Here is an 18,450-nt window from a genome sequence, read left to right as displayed (position 1 = left end):
GGCGAATGGCAGAAAAGCATCCGACTGCAGTCACGCCACCGAATGTGCCCCTGACCACTCAAGCGCGTCGAAATCCGCCGTTTGATCAGTCACCGCTCCAGGCAATTCCCAGCGTTATCATGACCAGACGCTTGAAACCCGGGCGCCAGGTGCCGGGTCGAAGCGTTTCGGACCAAGGAAAACAACCATGCCGGAATGGCTTACCGCACTCTCTAATTGGCTCACTGAGCACCCACAATGGCTTGGCCTTAGCCTGTTTTTAGTCGCCTGCCTCGAATGCCTCGCCATTATTGGCTTGCTGATGCCCGGCACCGTACTGGTGTTTGCCATCGCGGTCGTCGCCGGCAGTGGCGTGCTGAGCCTCGGCGAGACACTGCTCCTCGGCTATGCCGGCGGTCTACTTGGCGACCTGCTCTCATACGGGCTGGGACGCCGCTACCATCAGAATATTCGCAGTCTCCGTGGCCTGCGCGACCACCCAGAATGGCTGACACGCGCCGAGTTGTACTTCGAGCGCTACGGCATTGCCAGTCTGCTTGTAGGACGCTTCATTGGTCCGCTGCGACCCATGTTGCCGGTGACCGCGGGCATGCTCGACATGCCGTTCGGACGCTTTCTCCTGGTCAGCCTAGTCGCCGCGGCTGGGTGGTCGATGGCCTATCTGCTGCCGGGCTGGGCGGCGGGTGCAGCCGTGCGACTGCCCTTGCCAGAGGGTTTCTGGAGCGAGGCGGGCGTTGTAACCGCCGCTCTGCTTCTGCTCGTCGGCGGCGTGGTGCATGGCAGTCTGCATCAGATGCGCTGGGTGACCCCGCTTGCCGCCGGCCTCAGCGCAGCCGTTCTGATTGGACTGTTCATTGGTTGGCCCTATTTGGTGGAACTCGACGAAGGGCTGATGACGGTCATTCAGGGCGAGCGCAGCCCGATCTTCGACCGTTTCATGGTCGTGGTCACACGAGCCGGCGACTTCCAAACCCAGCTGTGGGCCGCCGTGTTGCTGAGTCTGTTGTTGATCGCCACGAAACAGTGGCGCGCTGCGGTGTTCAGCATTCTCACGCTGCTGGGCACCGCGTTGGCCAACGGCGCACTTAAAACGACCTTCGGCCGCATCCGCCCGGAAATTCTGCTGGAGCCCCTGCACAGTTTCAGCTTCCCCAGCGGTCACAGCTCGGCAGCATTCGCCTTTTTTCTCACCCTTGGTGTTCTCGCTGGCAGGGGCCAGCCACCGCGCCTGCGCCTGGCCTGGGTGCTATTGGGCGTCTTGCCGGCCACCGCAATTGCACTGTCGCGTGTCTATCTCGGCGTTCACTGGCCAACCGATGTGATCGCTGGCGCGGTGTTGGCAGCCAGCATTTGCGCCGCGAGCCTGACCCTTGTGCAATGGCGCGCACCGATGCCGGCACTGTCGCCGAAAATATGGTGGCTGATCCTGCCGGCCACCCTGGGACTGATTGGCGCCTTTGCGATCTGGGCATTGCCAGGTGCCATGCTGCTGTATCGCTACCAGTAGTGCCGCCAACCCCATTCAGAAACCGTACATTTATTCGACCGCCTCGCCCTGCAGCTGCTCCAGCCAGCGCTGAATTCGCTGCAATTGCAGCGCTGGATCGTCAAGCTGCAACAGTTCGATTTTCTGCTCCGGCTGAAAGGGCAGCAGGTAGGCCAGCTGATGTGCCAGTGAGCGCTGGCCCTGCGCGGCACTGCCCATCCCTAAGGCCTCAACCAGCGGATGCTGACCGAGCGCCTCCAGCAGAATAGCCAGATCAAGATGCTCATCGTTCAGCGGCAGGTCGTCCCCCTCCTCGCGCCAGTTGATCTCGGCAACGGTCAACTGATCACGCTGCACCTCGGCCGACAACACATCGAAGCGACGGCCGCCCTCGACTCGTATGCCCAGCAGGCCATTAGGGCGCTGTTGCCAATCGCGAATCAACGCCTCACAGCCGGTCAGGGCATATTCGCTCGGCGCCACGCCCACCTCACTGCCTTCGATGAGACGCACCACACCGAATCCATGTCCGGCCTTCATGCAGCTGCTGACCATATCCAGATAGCGCGCCTCGAAGAGCTGCAGATCAAGGGTGCACCCAGGAAACAAAACGGTATCGAGCGGAAACAACGGTAGCTTCATTCAAACTCCTCACGACAGCATCAGCACGGCCAAAGGCAGCAGCACTGCGGTCATCACGCCCATCAGGCTCATGGCCAGTGCTGCAAACGCGCCGCACTCGTCGCCTTCCTGCAACGCCTGGGCAGTCCCCACCGCATGCGCAGTCAGACCCAGCGCCATGCCTCGGGCGGCAGGATGCTGAACGCCAAACCTGCGCAACAGTTCCGGGCCGATGATCGCACCGATGATACCCGTGATCATCACGAAGACAGCTGCCAGCGCCACCACACCGCCGATCTGCTCGGCCACCAGCATGGCGATAGGCGAGGTAACCGACTTGGGCGCCAGAGTCATCAGGATCATCTGGTCGGCACCAAAGGCCCAGGCCAGCGTCATGCCCAGCGCCGTAGCGCCAGTGCCGGCCAGTAGCAGGGTGAGCATGATAGGCCCGAACAGTTCGCGGATCCTCCGCAGATTCAGGTACAGCGGCACGGCGAGTGCCACGGTGGTTGGCCCGAGGAGCACGGTCAGCATCTGGGCGCTGTCGCGGTACTCCTCATAGCTCAGACCGCAGAGCACAAGCGTACCGACCACCACCACCATCGACACCAGCACTGGCTGCAGAAATACCCAGCGGGTTTTTTCGTAGGCCGCATAGGCCAGCTGAAAAGCCGCCAAGGTGATCGCCACGCCAAACAAGGGGTGATGAATGACCGCATCCCAAGCCGCCTGCCACTGCATCGCGATCATGCGCGACCTGCCTTGCGCTGCTGACGGCGAATCAGCGTTTGCATCAGCCAGCCGGTAAACACCAACGACACCACCAGCGAGAGCACCAGTACGCCGACGATGGCCCAGAAATCCTCGAGAATCGCCCCGGTGTAGGCCATCACACCCACAGCGGGCGGCACCAGCAACAGGGGCAGATAACGCAACAGACTACTCGCCGCGACCTGCAGCGATTCACTCGCTTGCCCGCGAGCCAGCAGCGCTACGAACAGCAACAGCAAGCCGATGATTGGCCCCGGAAGCATTGGCAGAACCATTACGTTGAGCGCAGTGCCAAGCAGTTGGAACAGCAGCAGCCAGGTTAGTCCGCGTAGCAGCATGGAAGCCTCCAGAGCAAAGGAGCGCAATTATAAGCATCTCGCCACAACGACACTCGTAACAGCTCCCTATCAGCCTATGGCGCGCCATTCGCACGAACCATGCTTGGTTGATTCGCCCTCGGCTGCGTGCTGATCTAGCGTTGCGTCACATCCGCACAAAACAACAAACACCGGAGGATATATGCCGCAAGTACCCGTAGCAGAACTCAAGGACTACATTGGCAAAGAGCTAGGCCACTCCGAATGGTTCACCGTCGATCAGCAGCGAGTCGACCAGTTCGCCGATTGCACTGGTGATCACCAGTTCATCCACATCGACCCGGAGAAAGCTGCGCAAACCCCGTTCGGTGGCACCATCGCCCACGGCTTCCTGTCGCTTTCGCTATTGCCGATGTTGATGGACGAACTGATGATTCGTCCTGAAGGAACCAAGATGGGCGTCAACTACGGGCTCGATAGCCTGCGTTTCATCCAGCCAGTCAGGGTCGGCTCGCGTGTTCGCGTTGCAGCGACGCTACTCGACGCCTACGAGAAGAATCCAGGACAGTGGCTGCTCAAGTCGCGCGCCGTGATGGAAATCGAGGGCGTGGAAAAGCCCGCCTACATTGCTGAGACCCTGGCGCTCTGCTTTGTCTGACCAGACGGGCGCCGTTGCCGCACCCCGCTGAGTTTGCGGCATACTGCGGCGTCGCCCCTCTGGATAGCCGCATGCGCCAACTCGCTCCACTTCTGTTCGCGTGTTTTTTGACCGCCTGCGGTGATGGCGAACCGTTGTTGCCTGCCGACGCCGTGCTGCCTGATGGTGGTCGTTACCGGGGCGAGGTCATCGATGGCCTGCTGCAGGGCGAAGGGCGTATCGACTACCCCAACGGCAGCCATTACCTCGGATCGTTCAAGGATGGACAGTGGCACGGTCAAGGCGTCTGGCAAGGCGCTAATGGAGACCGTTACGAAGGCTCCTTCAAACAAGGTCTGTTCAATGGCCAGGGCCGCTTCAGCTACGCCACCGGTGGAGTCTACGAAGGGCATTTCGAGCAGGGAAGCCTCAACGGCACGGGCCGCTACAGCGAACCCGGCCTGAGCTACGAAGGTGGGTTCAAGGACGGCCTCTATCACGGCACCGGGAAATTGCAGGAGGCAGAGGACATCAGCTATGAAGGCGCGTTTGCCAGTGGCCAGCCCAATGGCGAGGGCACCCGCAGCGACGGCAGTGGAGTATTCAGCGGCACCTTCACCGACGGCCGACTCAGCGGTGATGGCCTCTACCGTAGCAACGGCGGCGAGCATTACCTGGGCCAGTTTCAGGACGACCTTTTCCATGGCCAGGGGCGCTACGAAGATGCTGCCGGAAATGTCTGGAAAGGCACGTTCAAACACGGCGAACTAAGCGGCAACGGCGAATATGTCGGCATCGATGGTACGCACTACAGCGGACAGTTCACACGCTGGCAGTACAACGGCGAAGGTGATCTGCGCCAGCCGGACGGCGCTCAGTATGTCGGTCGTTTCCAGGCAGGCCAGTTCGATGGGCCGGGAACCTTCATCCTCGCTGACGGCACCAAGCGGAGCGGTACGTGGCGGGCCGGCCGCCTAAGCCAGGATGCTCAAGGCAAGCGCCTCGCCGACCCACTGGAGATAGGCCTGCTGCACCAGGGCCAGCTGTTGGCGGACGCTCTTGACGCAGTGCCACCATCGACCCCGGCGGCAGAGCTCTACAGCCTGACCCTGGCAGGCGATGGACAGCAAAGCGTGTTTCTGCGCGAAGTCGACTACGTGGACGACCTGCTGGCTGAACGTTTTGCCGCCCGCGGTCAGATCAGTTTGGTCAACCACCGCGACCACTTCACCGACCGGCCATTGGCTACTCGCGAAAACCTTTCCCGCGCGATTGCCCGGCTGGCCGAGCGCAGCGGCCCGGAAGACCTGATCTTCATCTACTTGACCAGTCACGGCTCGGCAGACCATCAGTTGGTCCTCGCGCAACCCCGGCTGGCGCTGGAGGACTTGCCAGCCGCGGACCTGTCGGCGCTGATGCAGCCACTTGCCGAACGCAACAAGATCATTGTCATCTCTGCCTGCTATTCCGGCGGGTTCATCGAGCCGCTGAAAAGCCCCAACACGCTCATCATTACCGCAGCTCGTGCCGACCGCGTGTCGTTTGGCTGCTCCGAGGAGAGTGACTTCACCTACTTCGGCCGCGCTCTATTTGCCGAGGCCTTGCAGGAAACTCCGGATATTGTGCAGGCATTCACGCTGGCACAGGCGAGGGTTGCCGAACGGGAACAAGCCGACCACTATCAAGCTTCGGAGCCGCAGATATGGGCGCCCGAGCAGGTTGTCGAACGCTGGCGAGTGCTGAGCAGACAGCAACCAGCGCCATCTGACTGATCGTCACAGGAAGCCAAACCATGTATCTGACGCCACAGCGTATTTTGCTTGCCGGCGCCACCGGGCTAACCGGCGAGCACCTGCTCGACCGGCTGCTCAACGAACCCACAGTAGAGTGCGTGCTCGCCCCAAGCCGCAGGCAATTAGCCACACACCCGCGGCTTGAGAACCCGATTGGCCCGCTGCAGACGCTGCTGCCGGAGCTGTCGGGTGACATCGACACCGCGTTTTGCTGCCTGGGTAGCACACTGAAGGAAGCAGGCAGCCAGGACGCCTTTCGCGCCATCGACCATGATCTGGTTATCGCCTTCGCCAAACGCGCCCGGGAGATGGGCGCGCGACACCTGCTGGTAATCAGCTCGCTGGGGGCCGACCCCGCCAGTTCTATTTTTTACTGCCGTGTCAAAGGCGAGATGGAGCAGGCGCTACGCGCCCAGAACTGGCCGCAACTGACCATCGTGCGACCTTCGCAGCTGCTCGGGCCACGCATGCAGGTCCGCCCAGTCGAACGGCTGACCGCCCCGCTCTCCTATCTGTTGCCCGGCAAATACCGGGGTATCTCGGCCTGCACTTTGGCGCGTGCGCTCTGGCGCCTGGCGCTGGAGGAAAGCGAAGGTACGCGGGTGGTTGAGTCAGACGAACTGCGAAGACTGGGCCGGTAACCGTTTCAAGCTGCGCTAATGCCGCGCGCAGCTTGTAAATCACGCATTTTTCTGGCTTTGCCATGCTGCGGCGTGATCAGTGCTTGATGAAGTGCTCGCGGTAATGGCGCAGCTCGGCAATCGACTCGCGGATGTCGTCCAGCGCCAGGTGCGTACCACCTTTTTTGAAACCAGCCAGTACCTCAGGCGCCCAGCGCGCGGCCAATTCCTTGAGCGTCGAAACGTCCAGGTTGCGGTAGTGAAAGTAGGCTTCCAGGCGCGGCATGCGCCGGTAAAGGAAACGCCGATCCTGGCAGATGCTGTTACCGCAGATCGGCGACTTGCCCTTAGGCACCCACTGTTCAAGAAACGCCAGCGTCTGCGCCTCGGCGTCCTCGGTAGTGATCTGACTGTCGCGCACCCGCTGAGTCAAGCCGGAGCCGCCATGCTGGCGTGTATTCCACTCGTCCATACCGGCAAGGATCTCATCGCTCTGATGGATGGCGATAACCGGCCCTTCGGCCAGCACGTTGAGCTGGCTGTCGGTAACGATGGTTGCCATTTCGATGATGACGTCGTTGTCAGGATCCAGACCGGTCATTTCCAGATCGATCCAGATGAGATTTTGCGGGTTCTGCATGGTGAACTCCTTGGCTGTGGCGCGCAGTTTAGCCGCTCGCGGAGCGGCCGTCAGGTTACGGAGCCGCCCCGGGCCGCCAGATCAGCAGGCGTGAACGCCGCCAGTCATCGATGGCCAACGTTTCCTGCGCTTCAACGCCAGGCACCTCGAAGCTGTTGCTGATCAACAGCGCATCCGGACTCATTTCGGCCCGAGCCTTCTGCCACAACGCAGGCATAGGAGCAGGCGAGAGAAAGCAATAGACCACATCGTAGCCGGCCAGCGGTTCGCGCCAGAAGCTGCGAAAACGCACCCGGCAGTTGCGCTGGAACAGACAGCGCAACCAGCACAATGCAAAGGTGAGCGGCGCCGTCTCGACACCGACGAAACGTGCGGATGGATAAAGCCGCGCCAACCGCAGGAGGGTGCCACCGAGCCCACTGCCCAGATCAACGAAACTGAACCCATCGGGCAGCGCCTGTAGCCGTTGCGCCAGCTGCTGCTCGGCAACCGAACCAGTGAGATACAAGGGAACCCGCTCGGTCAGGGCGTTCCAGTTCAACATCAGCAAGATTAGAAAGCCGACCAGCAACAACCAGGGTGGCAGCGCATGGTCTTGAAGAAGCACCAGCCCCGGCACGAAGCCAAGATTGATTGGCAGCCACCAGCGCGACAATCCGAGGCGCTGGCCGATCAATGCAGCAACCGCACCTTGCAGACAGGCAGCCCCTAAAAGGCTGAGGTGCCAGCCCAGCAGTCGCGCCAACGCAAGCAGCAACAGCCAGCACAGCAGCAGCGACAGCAGTTGACTGAGCAGCGCCAGCAAGGCGGGATAACGAGTAAGTGAGGAGACAGGCATGAGCGCTCGCCGCCAACCGTAGAGACTGCCTAGTCTACCGGCCAAAAGCCCAGCAAAAACAGGCCCGCAGCCTGCACTCACGGGCATGTTAGACTCGCCCTCTTTTCATACCTGGGCACCCACGCAATGGCCAAACGCCAACTCAACCGCCGGCAAAGCTGGCGCATCGAGAAGATCCAGGAAGAACGCGCCACACGCGCGGCGCGGCGGGAATCGCGCACAGTGGAAGAGCTCGAGGGCGGCGATCTCGGCCCGGAACAGACCGGCCTGGTCATCGCTCACTTCGGCGTGCAGGTTGAAGTTGAGGCTCAGGAAGGCGAGCACGGCGGTCAGGTGTTCCGCTGCCACCTACGTGCAAACCTGCCAGCGCTGGTGACCGGCGATCGGGTGGTCTGGCGTCCAGGCAACCAGGGCATCGGTGTAATCGTTGCGCAACTGCCGCGTCAGTCCGAGCTCTGCCGGCCAGACACTCGCGGTCAGCTCAAGCCAGTGGCCGCCAACGTCGACCTGATCGTCATCGTTTTCGCCCCGTTGCCGGAGCCGCACGCCAATCTCATCGACCGCTACCTGATCGCAGCCGAGCATGCCGGTATCACGCCGCTATTGCTGCTGAACAAGGCAGACCTGATTGATGCCCAGAACGAAGGTACACTCAACGCCCTGCTGGCGGTCTACCGCACCCTGGGCTATCCACTGATGGAGGTGTCCGCGCATGACGGTGCCGGCATGGAGGCGCTGCAAGCGCGCCTCGACGGGCACGTCAGCGTATTCGTCGGCCAGTCCGGGGTGGGCAAATCGTCTCTGGTGAACAGCCTTTTGCCTGGCGTCGACACCCGGGTGGGTGCGCTGTCAGAGATGACCGGCAAGGGGACGCATACCACCACGACCGCGCGGCTGTTTCATTTCCCCGGCGGTGGTGAGCTAATCGACTCCCCGGGCATCCGCGAATTAGGCCTGGGCCACGTAAGCCGCTCTGATGTCGAAGCCGGCTTCATCGAGTTCCAGGACCTGCTGGGTCACTGCCGCTTCCGCGACTGCAAGCATGACCGTGAGCCGGGCTGCGCGTTGCTCAAGGGACTGGAGCAGGGGCAAATCCAGCCACAACGCATGGCCAGTTACCGACATATCATCAGTAGCCTACCGGAAGCCGACTACTGACATTTGCTTGACCAGAAACGGTTGAGCCGCCCGGCTCAGTTACCGCCAGGCTGGTCGAATTGCAGCACGCCGTCCTCGAAGATGTTCAGCCGCTCGCGCAACTCCGGTGCTTGCAGCGGCGCGGAAGGCGCTGCCGAGGGCGCCGACATATCACCTGCGGAAGTGGGCTCTGACGCTGCGTCTTTCCCCGCCGCGTCCGACTGCTCACCCTCGATATCGCGCTGCGCTTTCTTGGTCAACACCAGGATATCGATGCGGCGATTGACGGGATTCAACGGGTTCTCCCGATCAAACAAGGCCGAAGAGGCATAGCCCACCACCCGGGCAATCTGTTCCTCTGGATAGCTACCTGCAACCAAGGCGCGCCGAGCCGCATTGGCCCGCCCTGCCGAAAGCTCCCAGTTACCGAATTCGCCGCGCCCAGAATAGGGCTTGGCATCGGTGTGCCCGCTGACGCTGATCTTGTTCGGTACCGCACGGATGGTATCGGCCATGGCCAGCAGAATATCTTCGAAGTACGGCTGCAGCTGGGCACTGCCTAGGGCAAACATAGGACGGTTGGCCGCATCCATGATCTGAATGCGCAAGCCGTCCTGAGTGATCTCGAACAGGATCTGATCCTTGAAGCGGGTCAGCTCCGGATTTTCGTCAACCTTGTTCTGAAGTTCCTGAAGCAACAGATCGAGACGTTCGCGCTCCAACTGCTCGGCAAAGGTTTCCGCCTGATCGGCGTCCATCTTCGACTCGCTCTGCTGAACAGCCGGGTCGACCGTATCGTTCAAGGTGCGATCCGGCGCAGGCGTTGGGGTACCGCCCAGATCGATCACATGCGGACTGGCGCTTTCAGTGAAGCCAATCGGGTCCTGGAAATAGCCCGAAATAGCACGTTTCTGTTCGGGCGTGGCCGAGGACATCAGCCACATCACCATAAAGAACGCCATCATGGCGGTCGCAAAGTCGGCAAAGGCAATCTTCCAGGCGCCACCATGGTGGCCCGCGGCGACCTTCTTGATCCGCTTGACGATGATTGGTTGGGTATTATCCATGGTCGCGCTTAGCTGCCACGCATGGCTTGTTCAAGCTCGGCAAAGCTTGGGCGGTGCGCCGGCAGAAGTACTTTCCGGCCGAACTCCACCGCCAGCGTCGGCGGCATTCCCGAAGCGGAGGCGACCAACGTCGCCTTGATGCTCTCGTACAGGTTGAGCTCTTCCTTGGCGTCATGCTCGAGCGCCCCGGCCAACGGGCCGAAAAACCCGTAGGAGGCAAGAATTCCGAGGAATGTACCCACCAGCGCCGTAGCCACCTTCTCGCCAATCTCGGCATTGGTCGCGGACGCCAGAATTGACATCGTGATCACGATCCCCAGCACCGCGGCCACGATTCCCATCGCGGGCAAGCCGTCGGCGATTTTCGCCACAGCGTGAGACGGATGCTCAAGTTCTTCCTTGAGGCCGTTGAGTTCCATATCGAACAGCCCTTCCAGCTCATGCGGAGCCATGTTGCCGGACGACATGATGCGCAGGTAATCGCAGACGAACGCGGTCATCCGCTCGTCCTTCAAAATTGCCGGATACTTGCTGAATATAGGACTGGCTGCGGGATCTTCGATGTCGGCCTCGATGGCCATCATGCCCTCACGGCGACTTTTGTTGAGGATCTCGTAGAGCATCCCCAGCACTTCCAGGTAGTACTTGTGAGTAAAGCGGTTGCCAAACATCTGCAGCGACTTCTTGAACACGATTTTGGTGGTGCTGCCGGGGTTCGCCTGCAGGAAGCCGCCAAGTGCGGCACCACCGATGATCATCACCTCGAACGGGTGGATCAGCGCGGCAACCTTGCCGCCGGACAGGATGAAGCCGCCAAGAACACTGGCGATTACCACAATAATGCCGATTATTTTTGCCATAGGTAGGTACGTCTAAAACCCGATCTTAGGGCACCTGAAACAAGCCGTGCGACATCGCACGAGCTCGATTGGGGTCAGGCGGAAGGGCAGATGAAAAGAATTGTTCTGGTTATCGGAACTTTTGCGCCAGACTAAAGGCCATCCCGATGAAATGCTAGTTCGGCGGCGCCATGACTACGACACCATACCCACGCACGCTTGCAGCCTGGCTCAAGGCGTTGGACGCCGTTGTCCTGCCGGCGGCTGCCGAACCCTATGCACGTGTTAAACGCGCACTGGGCGACAGCAGCTTATCTATGCGCGAGATTTCGGACCTTATACAGGAAAGTCCGGTCCTTGCCCTTACCGTGATCCGCGAAGCCAACCGCAGCGCCGGATCGACCAACAAACCGGCCGAGAGCCTTGAGGTTGCGCTCAGTCGCATCGGCCTGAAGCGCGCCGAAGCCCTGTTCGCCAGGGTGCCAGCCGCTCAGCCAAACGATATTCCGGCGCCATTGCGCCAGCTGATGTTGATCAGTAGCCACGCCAGCCAGCAAGCCAACGGGTTGTTTGCTTCACGCTTGGCGCGACTCTGGCAGGAAATCCACTGGAGCAGCCTGTTGTTCCTTTCGCCGGCATGGGCGCTGGTCGCCGCACACCCGGAACTGTTGGAGACCTGGGAGCAGCGCGTACTGGTCAAACGTGAGCCGGCCCGCCAGGTCGAGCATTCGTTGTTGGGCGTCTCGTTGTTGGAGCTCTGCATCGCCACCGCCGAACACTGGGGTCTGCCCGGCTGGATTGCCCAAGGCTACCGGCTCCTCAACGAGCATCGGCGCATGCTGATCAAGGCACTGCACATCGCCCGCGATAACGAACATCCCTTGCACCAGCAACAGATGCTCGACGCCGACCCTACATTGCGTCGCTGGCTCACCTTACCAAGCAACACCATCCTGCTCGCAAACGGTCTGGCGCTTTCGGCGCATCACAGCTGGAGCGGCATCCACAGCCTGCGCTGGCAGCGGCTCGCTGGACTCTACCTGCAGGTGCCTCTCGCCGAACTGCAGCAGATGGCGCATCAGCAAGCGGCGGCCAGCGCCCGCGCGATCGGGCCAACCGATCTCTGGCATCCGGCCCAGGGGCTGCTCTGGCCATGGGAAAGCACATTCCAAGTGGAAAAGGCCGCGAAGTTGCCCGACACCGAAACCTTGGCCCAATGGCGCGAGCATTGCCGCGAGCTGCTCAGCGACCCCTGCCCCTTCGACAATGTGCTGCAACTCACTGCGACCTCCTGCAAAGCGCTGACGTGCTCGGGCATGCAGCGCGTACTGTTGCTGATGGTAGATCGCAAGCAACAGCGCCTGGTCAGTCAGCAGGCCGGCGGACTGCCAAACGAAGCAGCCCGGCTGACGCTCGATCCCGAGCAAAGCCAGGTGTTGCGAAGATTGCTGGAAAAACCGGCGTTATTACGGCTCAAGCCGGACAACCTCGCCCAATTCACAGCGCTGTTGCCCGGCGCATTGAAAGCACTGTTCCCCAGCGAACATGTCCTGTTGCGCTCCGTCGGCCTGGAAGACCGGGTCGTGATGCTGCTGGTGGTCGATCAGAACAACACCGCTTTCAGTGAGACGGGCTTGCAGGCCTTCACCAAGACGGTCCAGTGCATCGAGCGCGCCCTGACGACGTTCAGCAAACGCGTCCGCTGATTTTTTCGCTAGACTGCTCCTTTCTGTCTGTTCGAGGCTTGCCGTGTCCGCCCTTTTCACCCTGCCGCTGGTAATCGAACCGGCCGATCTGGCCGAGCGTTTGAATGCTCCCGAGCTGATTCTGGTCGACTTGACCAGTGCAGCCCGCTACGCCGAGGGCCACCTGCCTGGCGCACGCTTCGTCGACCCCAAGCAGACTCAGCTCGGCCAACCACCGGCGCCGGGGCAACTGCCCGGCAAACCTCAGCTGGAAGCACTGTTTGGTGCGCTAGGGCATCGTGCCGACGCTGTCTATGTGGTGTACGACGACGAAGGGGGCGGCTGGGCCGGCCGATTCATCTGGCTGCTTGATGTCATCGGCCATTCCCATTACCACTACCTGAACGGCGGGTTGCACGCCTGGCTGGCGGAACAGCGCCCTCTGTCGCAAGACAGCCCTGTCGCTGCAGGCGGGCCGGTCCCCCTCCAGCTGGACGAAACCCCTAGCGCGACCCGCGAATATCTCGAAAGCCGGCTCGGCGCCGCCGACCTGGTAATCTGGGATGCGCGCTCGCCGGAAGAGTATCGCGGCGAGAAAGTGCTCGCGGCGCGCGCGGGGCATATCCCCGGCGCAATCAACTTCGAGTGGACCGCAGCCATGGACCCGGCACGCGCCATGCGCATCCGCGAAGACATCGCTGAAAGGCTGGAAGCGCTCGGCATCACCGCCGACAAAGAAATTGTCACCCACTGCCAGACGCATCATCGCTCCGGCTTCACCTATCTGCTGGCCAAGGCATTGGGCTATCCGCGCGTCAAGGGATACCCTGGCTCCTGGGGCGAATGGGGCAACCTACCCGACACCCCGATCCAGCAATGAAAAGGTTATCCATGAAAGATCGCTTGTTTGTACTAAGCCAGTATCTGCTGCCACATCACCTGATTTCGCGCCTCGCCGGCTGTTTCGCCGAGTGCCGCCTACCTTGGGTGAAAAACACGTTCATCAAGGCGTTCATTCGTCATTTTGGCGTGCCGATGCACGAAGCTCAGATCGAAGAGCCGACTGCTTTCGAACATTTCAATGCCTTCTTTACCCGCGCCTTGAAAGACGGCGCTCGCCCACTCGATCCGACACCCGCTGCGGTCCTCAACCCCTGCGATGGCGCCATCAGCCAGCTCGGCAAGATCGAGCAAGGGCGGATCTTTCAAGCCAAGGGTCACAGCTACAGCGTGATGGAACTGCTCGGCGGCGATCACCAACGTGCCGCGCCCTTCATGGGTGGAGACTTCGCCACCGTGTACCTATCGCCCAAAGACTATCATCGGGTGCATATGCCACTGGCCGGCACCCTGCGGGAAATGGTTTACATACCGGGCCGCATCTTTTCGGTGAACACCGTCACCGCTGAAGGCGTCCCGGAGTTGTTCGCTCGCAATGAGCGGGTGGTCTGCCTGTTCGATACCGAACACGGACCAATGGCCATGGTATTAGTCGGCGCAATGATCGTCGCCAGCATCGAGACCGTGTGGGCCGGACTGGTTACGCCGCCCAAGCGTTCGCTCAAGACCTTTCACTACGACGAAGCAGCGCGGGCGCCCATCCGACTGGAGAAAGGGGCGGAAATGGGCCGATTCAAGCTCGGTTCCACTGTGATCCTGCTGTTTGGACCGGACCGGGTCAGCTGGGCTGAACACTTGGGGGCCTTGACGCCGGTCCGCATGGGGGAAGGGCTGGGCCAGGCGAAGTCGGAGGATGACATCGTGGCGCCGCCAACGGTCTCACCTCAGGTCTGACACCGCCAATGGTCGGCGGGCGCTGGCCAATTGCTCCGGGTTCGCTATGATTGCTTGCAACGATTGCATATTGATATCACGGCATGGCGGGCCTCCCAAGTTCACCACCGCCGCTGGTGGTACGGCTGCAGGCATGCCACGGAGTTTATCGCTTGGATAACCAGAGCCAGCCATTACTGTTGCGCGTGTCGACGCCGAATTGCCAGGAGTTATCCTTCTGCGAACCCAGCGTGCGCGGCGTCAGACGCTGGCTTTCCGGCCTGCCTAAGGCAAACCTCGGCGAGACCGCGCGACAGCTGTACCAGGCCATGCGCGAGCTCAATCAGCTTCGCACGACCGCGGCGAACCGATTGCAGCTGCTCGAGCTGCTGCGACCGGAAATTCATTTCGTCTGCCGGGAACTGGAACGCTACTTCATCAACCAGCCTATCGTGCTCGGCGAACGCCCGCGCAAAGTGGCTAGCCTGTGCCAAGCACTGCACAACCATCTCGCCATTGGCTACAAATTGATCTCCGCCGAGCTGGCCCCACAGACTGGACGTGACCGCCTGCAGTTGCTCACCATTGCTCTGCAGCGGGCAATCCGCAGCCTTTGCGCAATGCTCGTGCGCTCTACACAGCTCTACAGCCCGACGCCTGATGGCCTGTGGCTGGAGCTGCATCAGCTGTACGCGATAGCCGTCGCCCAAGGCGTACACCGCACCCTCGTGCAGGACGAATTGTGCTATCAGGTTGCAGGCCTCAGCACGGAACAGAGCTACATCGTTGCGCTGATGCTGGGCAGCGCCCGCTGCAACCAGATGCGGCAGCAAGGTATCGGCCAACTCGCGCAACTGCTCGAACCCTGGAGCGCCTTGGTCCAACTGCAGGTTGGGTTGGGGCCGACCAGCCTGTTCGGCGTGTCTCCACGCATCGATGGTCCACCGCGCTATCGATCGATGTTCCCTGCCAACGAACGCGCCGATCTGCTCGGCATCGACCCGCATGCTCTGGTCAAAGCCATCCAGTCGCACCTGCAGTTGCCAGCCACCGAGAATAAAACGCTCGCCATTCCCGAAGGGTTGAATCCAGATCTATTGCAGCATTTGGCTGCCGCCTGGGGTGACATCTCCGAGCGCAGCTTCCAACGCGCCCCGACACAAGGGTCGATGACCCTGTGCATCGGCATGAGCGCATTGCATTACTACCTGGCAGGCCAGCGCCCGTTCGGCGAGCTGCTGAAACGTCCTGACGCGACTCGATCAGCTGTATTCAAGCTGAACAATGCCGCACCTGACGTCTGGTCCGTGGCGTTCGACGCCCAGGTGGTCGTAGAGGAGGAGCGACTTCCAGAAGAGGACCATATCGAGTTCGTCCGCCCGGTTACCGCACCGTCCAAGGTGATCGAAGAAGACGAGGCCGCACCACCTAAAGCCGATAGCCCGTTTTCAACATTCGAAGTGCAACGGGTCGACCAGAGCCCAGGCGGTTACTGCCTGTCCTGGCCGGGCGAGGTCCCGGCCCAACTCCAGGCTGGCGAGCTGCTCGGCCTGCAGGACGCCACCAGCCAGACCTGGAGCGTCGCAGTGGTACGCTGGGTCCGTCAGGTCCGCGGCAGCGGGCCGCAGATGGGCGTTGAACTCATCGCGCCCCAAGCACAGCCCTGCGGACTTCGCCTGCTGCGCAAAACCGATCAGGGCAGCGAATACCTGCGCGCCCTGCTCCTGCCGGAAATCAGCGTGGTCTCGCGCCCGGCTACGCTGATCGTCCCCCGTTTGCCTTTCCAAGAAGGCCAGAAAGTGCAGATCAACCAGAACGGTGACGAGCACCGCGCGATGCTCTGCCGCCGGCAGGCGGGCACCAGCAGCTATAACCAGTTCGAGTATCAGTTGGTGGGCCTCCCCGCCTCCCCCCAGGAGACGCCGATCACAGCACGGGGCACCCAGGCGACTTCACGGGGTGAAGATTTTGACTCGCTCTGGAACACGCTGTAGATTGCCGATCACCGTTTTTTAGCCTTCACGCCCCTCTACGGCGCGTTCTAAAGCTGCAGCCATGGCCCCGCAAAAGAAAACCATCCGCCTGCTGATCCTTGAGGATTCGCAGAATGAAGCTGAGCGACTGGTCAGCCTGTTTCGTAACGCGGGCCAGGCGACGCGCGTCCATCGCCTGACCTCCAGCGAAGACTTAGCCGATGCACTGCAGCAGACCTGGGATCTTCTGATCAACGCGCCGTCCAGCGCCAACCTCGATCCTAGCGAAGCTATCAGTGCCATTCGCAAGCAAGCCAAGGATATTCCGGTCATCCAGCTTATCGAGGGCAACGACACCGATGCGATTACCGAAGCCCTCACCTTGGGCGCTCAGGGCGCGCTGCCGCAGGGCGAAGACGAGTGGCTGATCCTGGTCGCAAGCAGGGAACTGGCAAACCTCGAGGAGCGTCGTGCTCGCCGCTCCGCCGAACTGGCACTACGTGAAGCCGAAAAGCGCTGCCAGCTGCTGCTGGAGAGTTCGGTGGATGCCATTGCCTATGTCCACGACGGCATGCATATCTACGCCAACCGAGCCTATCTGGAGCTGTTTGGCTACGAGGATGTTGAAGAGCTCGAAGGCATGCCAATGATTGACCTGATCGCTTCCTGTGATCAGGGCGAGTTCAAAGGCTTTCTGAAGAACTATCAAAGCCTGCAGGGCAGCGCCGAACTGGTCTGCGGCGGGATTCGCGCTGACGGCAGCCGCTTCAAGACAAGCATGCACTTTTCGCCTGCCAGCTACGATGGCGAGCCGTGCATCCAGGCTGTCATTCGCGCAGAAAGCGACAATGCCGAACTGGAAAAGCTGCGCGAGATCAGCAGCCAGGATCTGGTGACCGGTCTTTACAACCGCAACCATTTCCTTGAGTCGCTGGACGGCGCGGTCGAGCGCGCAGTAAACGCCGGAAAGAGTTCGAGCCTCGCCTACATCCGCATTGATCGTTTCGCCAGCCTGCAAGCCGAAATCGGCCTGGGCGATTCGGATCGCTTGCTGGCCGAATTGGCGCAGCTGCTTCGCGCGCAGTTTACGGAGCAGGCCGAACTGGCGCGCTTCGGTGACGATGCGTTCGCGGTACTCATGGCAGAGGCCACGCCAAAGCAACTCGAACAGCCCCTGACCGAGTTGCTACGCAAGGTCGAAGGGCATCTTTTCGATGTCGGTGGCCGCACCATTCAGACCAGCCTGAGTATCGGGGTCGCCGCCCTCGACGAACAGACTGCGAAAGCTCGGGACGTGATTGACCGCGCCCACCGCTGCGCCGAAGAGCTGACCGATGGCAACGCCCTGCGAACCTACGATCCGGCCCGCGAACTTGCAGCCGCCGCTAGCCGCGGCAACGTGCTCGCCATGCTGCAACAGGCGCTGGAGAAAAACAGCTTCCGCCTGCTGTTCCAACCGATCATCAGCCTCCGCGGCGATAGCCACGAACACTACGAAGTGCTATTACGCCTGCTCGACCCAGAGGGCACCGAGGTTCCGCCGGGAGAGTTTCTCGATGCCGCTAAAGAGGCAGGACTGGCGACCAAGATTGATCGCTGGGTACTGCTTAACTCGATCAAATTGCTCGCCGAACACCGCAGCAAGGGCCACAGCACGAGGCTGATGGTTCACCTGTCAGGGCCCAGTCTGCAGGACCCATCACTTCTTGGCTGGCTTGGCGTCGCGCTCAAAGCTTCCAAGCTGCCGCCCGATTCGCTGGTTTTCCAACTTGACGAAAACGACGCCGTCGCTTACCTGAGGCAGGCCAAGGCGCTCACCCAGGGGCTTGCCGGGCTCGGCTGCCGCGTCGCCCTGAACCAGTTCGGCTGTGTGCTGAATCCGCTCAATACGCTCAAGCACCTCAACGCCGACTTCGTGAAGATCGATGGCTCCTATACCCAGGACCTGAGCCGCCAGGAGAATCAGGAAGCGCTCAAACAGCTCCTGGCACAGCTCCATGAACAGGCCAAGCAGACCATTGTGCCCTTCGTAGACAGCGCCACCGTGCTGGCGACGCTCTGGCAGGCGGGTGTCGGATATATTCAGGGTCAGTACCTGCAGGGCCCGAGCCAGTCGATGGATTACAACTTCTCCTCCGACGAAGATTGATTCCCAGCAGCGCTGGCTCCATCGGTCGGTCGAATCGCTACGGCGAAAAGCCCGCGTCGACACCCGCGCGCCCCCGGCAGGACATGATCTCTGTCAGCTCCGAC

At 61.3% G+C, this 18,450-nt stretch carries 17 protein-coding genes; 10 read left to right on the top strand and 7 right to left on the bottom strand.

Annotation, left to right across the window (positions count from 1 at the left end; all coding sequences use genetic code 11):
- The first annotated feature begins 187 nt into the window (after window positions 1–187).
- Window positions 188–1,507, top strand: a complete 1,320-nt coding sequence (locus ACIGHL_RS12215) for a bifunctional DedA family/phosphatase PAP2 family protein (protein WP_216707136.1) — start codon at window positions 188–190, stop codon at window positions 1,505–1,507.
- A 30-nt stretch (window positions 1,508–1,537) separates the two neighbouring features.
- Here ACIGHL_RS12215 and ACIGHL_RS12210 read toward each other — a convergent pair whose 3' ends face one another.
- The 3 genes from ACIGHL_RS12210 to ACIGHL_RS12200 are packed head-to-tail and all read right to left on the bottom strand — an operon-like array spanning window position 1,538 to window position 3,216.
- On the bottom strand, window positions 1,538–2,128 hold the full coding sequence (locus tag ACIGHL_RS12210; protein WP_216707135.1) for an LON peptidase substrate-binding domain-containing protein: 591 nt from the start codon (window positions 2,126–2,128) through the stop codon (window positions 1,538–1,540).
- A 9-nt stretch (window positions 2,129–2,137) separates the two neighbouring features.
- On the bottom strand, window positions 2,138–2,848 hold the full coding sequence (locus ACIGHL_RS12205) for an LrgB family protein (RefSeq protein ID WP_177327055.1): 711 nt from the start codon (window positions 2,846–2,848) through the stop codon (window positions 2,138–2,140).
- Between the two features lie 5 nt (window positions 2,849–2,853).
- Complete coding sequence (locus ACIGHL_RS12200) at window positions 2,854–3,216, bottom strand: CidA/LrgA family protein (protein ID WP_046161765.1); 363 nt, start codon at window positions 3,214–3,216, stop codon at window positions 2,854–2,856.
- A gap of 181 nt (window positions 3,217–3,397) precedes the next feature.
- On the opposite strand from ACIGHL_RS12200, the gene ACIGHL_RS12195 reads away from it, so the two are divergent.
- The 3 genes from ACIGHL_RS12195 (at window position 3,398) to ACIGHL_RS12185 (ending at window position 6,266) form a co-directional block, all read left to right on the top strand.
- Window positions 3,398–3,853 carry a MaoC family dehydratase gene (locus ACIGHL_RS12195; protein ID WP_045424027.1) on the top strand — a complete coding sequence of 152 codons (456 nt, stop codon included), beginning with the start codon at window positions 3,398–3,400 and terminating at the stop codon, window positions 3,851–3,853.
- 71 nt (window positions 3,854–3,924) lie between these two features.
- On the top strand, window positions 3,925–5,604 hold the full coding sequence (locus tag ACIGHL_RS12190) for a C13 family peptidase (protein WP_446697607.1): 1,680 nt from the start codon (window positions 3,925–3,927) through the stop codon (window positions 5,602–5,604).
- Window positions 5,605–5,624: 20 nt separating this feature from the next.
- Window positions 5,625–6,266 (top strand): oxidoreductase, encoded by a 642-nt coding sequence (locus ACIGHL_RS12185; protein WP_216707132.1) that lies wholly within the window; start codon window positions 5,625–5,627, stop codon window positions 6,264–6,266.
- 76 nt (window positions 6,267–6,342) lie between these two features.
- On the opposite strand, the gene orn is transcribed toward ACIGHL_RS12185, so the two are convergent.
- Together orn and ACIGHL_RS12175 are read right to left on the bottom strand one after the other, a co-directional pair.
- Window positions 6,343–6,885, bottom strand: a complete 543-nt coding sequence (gene orn / locus ACIGHL_RS12180; RefSeq protein WP_127840206.1) for an oligoribonuclease — start codon at window positions 6,883–6,885, stop codon at window positions 6,343–6,345.
- Window positions 6,886–6,940: 55 nt separating this feature from the next.
- Complete coding sequence (locus tag ACIGHL_RS12175) at window positions 6,941–7,723, bottom strand: class I SAM-dependent methyltransferase (RefSeq protein ID WP_446697606.1); 783 nt, start codon at window positions 7,721–7,723, stop codon at window positions 6,941–6,943.
- A gap of 126 nt (window positions 7,724–7,849) precedes the next feature.
- Here ACIGHL_RS12175 and rsgA point away from each other — a divergent pair, with 126 nt between their 5' ends.
- Window positions 7,850–8,881: a small ribosomal subunit biogenesis GTPase RsgA gene (rsgA, locus tag ACIGHL_RS12170; protein WP_216707130.1), complete on the top strand. Its 1,032-nt coding sequence runs from the start codon at window positions 7,850–7,852 to the stop codon at window positions 8,879–8,881.
- A 35-nt stretch (window positions 8,882–8,916) separates the two neighbouring features.
- On the opposite strand, the gene motB is transcribed toward rsgA, so the two are convergent.
- Together motB and motA are read right to left on the bottom strand one after the other, a co-directional pair.
- Window positions 8,917–9,927, bottom strand: a complete 1,011-nt coding sequence (gene motB, locus ACIGHL_RS12165; protein WP_216707129.1) for a flagellar motor protein MotB — start codon at window positions 9,925–9,927, stop codon at window positions 8,917–8,919.
- 8 nt (window positions 9,928–9,935) lie between these two features.
- Window positions 9,936–10,787, bottom strand: a complete 852-nt coding sequence (motA, locus tag ACIGHL_RS12160) for a flagellar motor stator protein MotA (RefSeq protein WP_216707128.1) — start codon at window positions 10,785–10,787, stop codon at window positions 9,936–9,938.
- A 170-nt stretch (window positions 10,788–10,957) separates the two neighbouring features.
- On the opposite strand from motA, the gene ACIGHL_RS12155 reads away from it, so the two are divergent.
- From ACIGHL_RS12155 to ACIGHL_RS12135, 5 genes are all read left to right on the top strand, one after another.
- A complete protein-coding gene (locus ACIGHL_RS12155) occupies window positions 10,958–12,472 on the top strand; it encodes an HDOD domain-containing protein (protein WP_216707127.1) in 1,515 nt (504 codons plus the stop codon).
- A gap of 43 nt (window positions 12,473–12,515) precedes the next feature.
- The gene (locus tag ACIGHL_RS12150; protein ID WP_216707126.1) at window positions 12,516–13,331 is read left to right on the top strand and encodes a rhodanese-like domain-containing protein; all 816 of its coding nucleotides are present in this window, start codon (window positions 12,516–12,518) and stop codon (window positions 13,329–13,331) included.
- 11 nt (window positions 13,332–13,342) lie between these two features.
- Window positions 13,343–14,245, top strand: a complete 903-nt coding sequence (gene asd / locus ACIGHL_RS12145; protein ID WP_216707125.1) for an archaetidylserine decarboxylase — start codon at window positions 13,343–13,345, stop codon at window positions 14,243–14,245.
- 152 nt (window positions 14,246–14,397) lie between these two features.
- Window positions 14,398–16,218: a cyclic-di-GMP receptor FimW-related protein gene (locus tag ACIGHL_RS12140; RefSeq protein WP_216707124.1), complete on the top strand. Its 1,821-nt coding sequence runs from the start codon at window positions 14,398–14,400 to the stop codon at window positions 16,216–16,218.
- Between the two features lie 61 nt (window positions 16,219–16,279).
- Window positions 16,280–18,346: a GGDEF/EAL domain-containing response regulator gene (locus tag ACIGHL_RS12135; RefSeq protein WP_216707123.1), complete on the top strand. Its 2,067-nt coding sequence runs from the start codon at window positions 16,280–16,282 to the stop codon at window positions 18,344–18,346.
- The last annotated feature ends 104 nt before the right edge of the window (window positions 18,347–18,450 follow it).

Source organism: Pseudomonas sp. NPDC077451, from assembly GCF_044543345.1.
Taxonomy (GTDB): Bacteria; Pseudomonadota; Gammaproteobacteria; order Pseudomonadales; family Pseudomonadaceae; genus Stutzerimonas.
The sequence above is the reverse complement of the archived record's forward strand: the minus strand, read 5'-3'. Positions and strand labels throughout refer to the sequence as shown.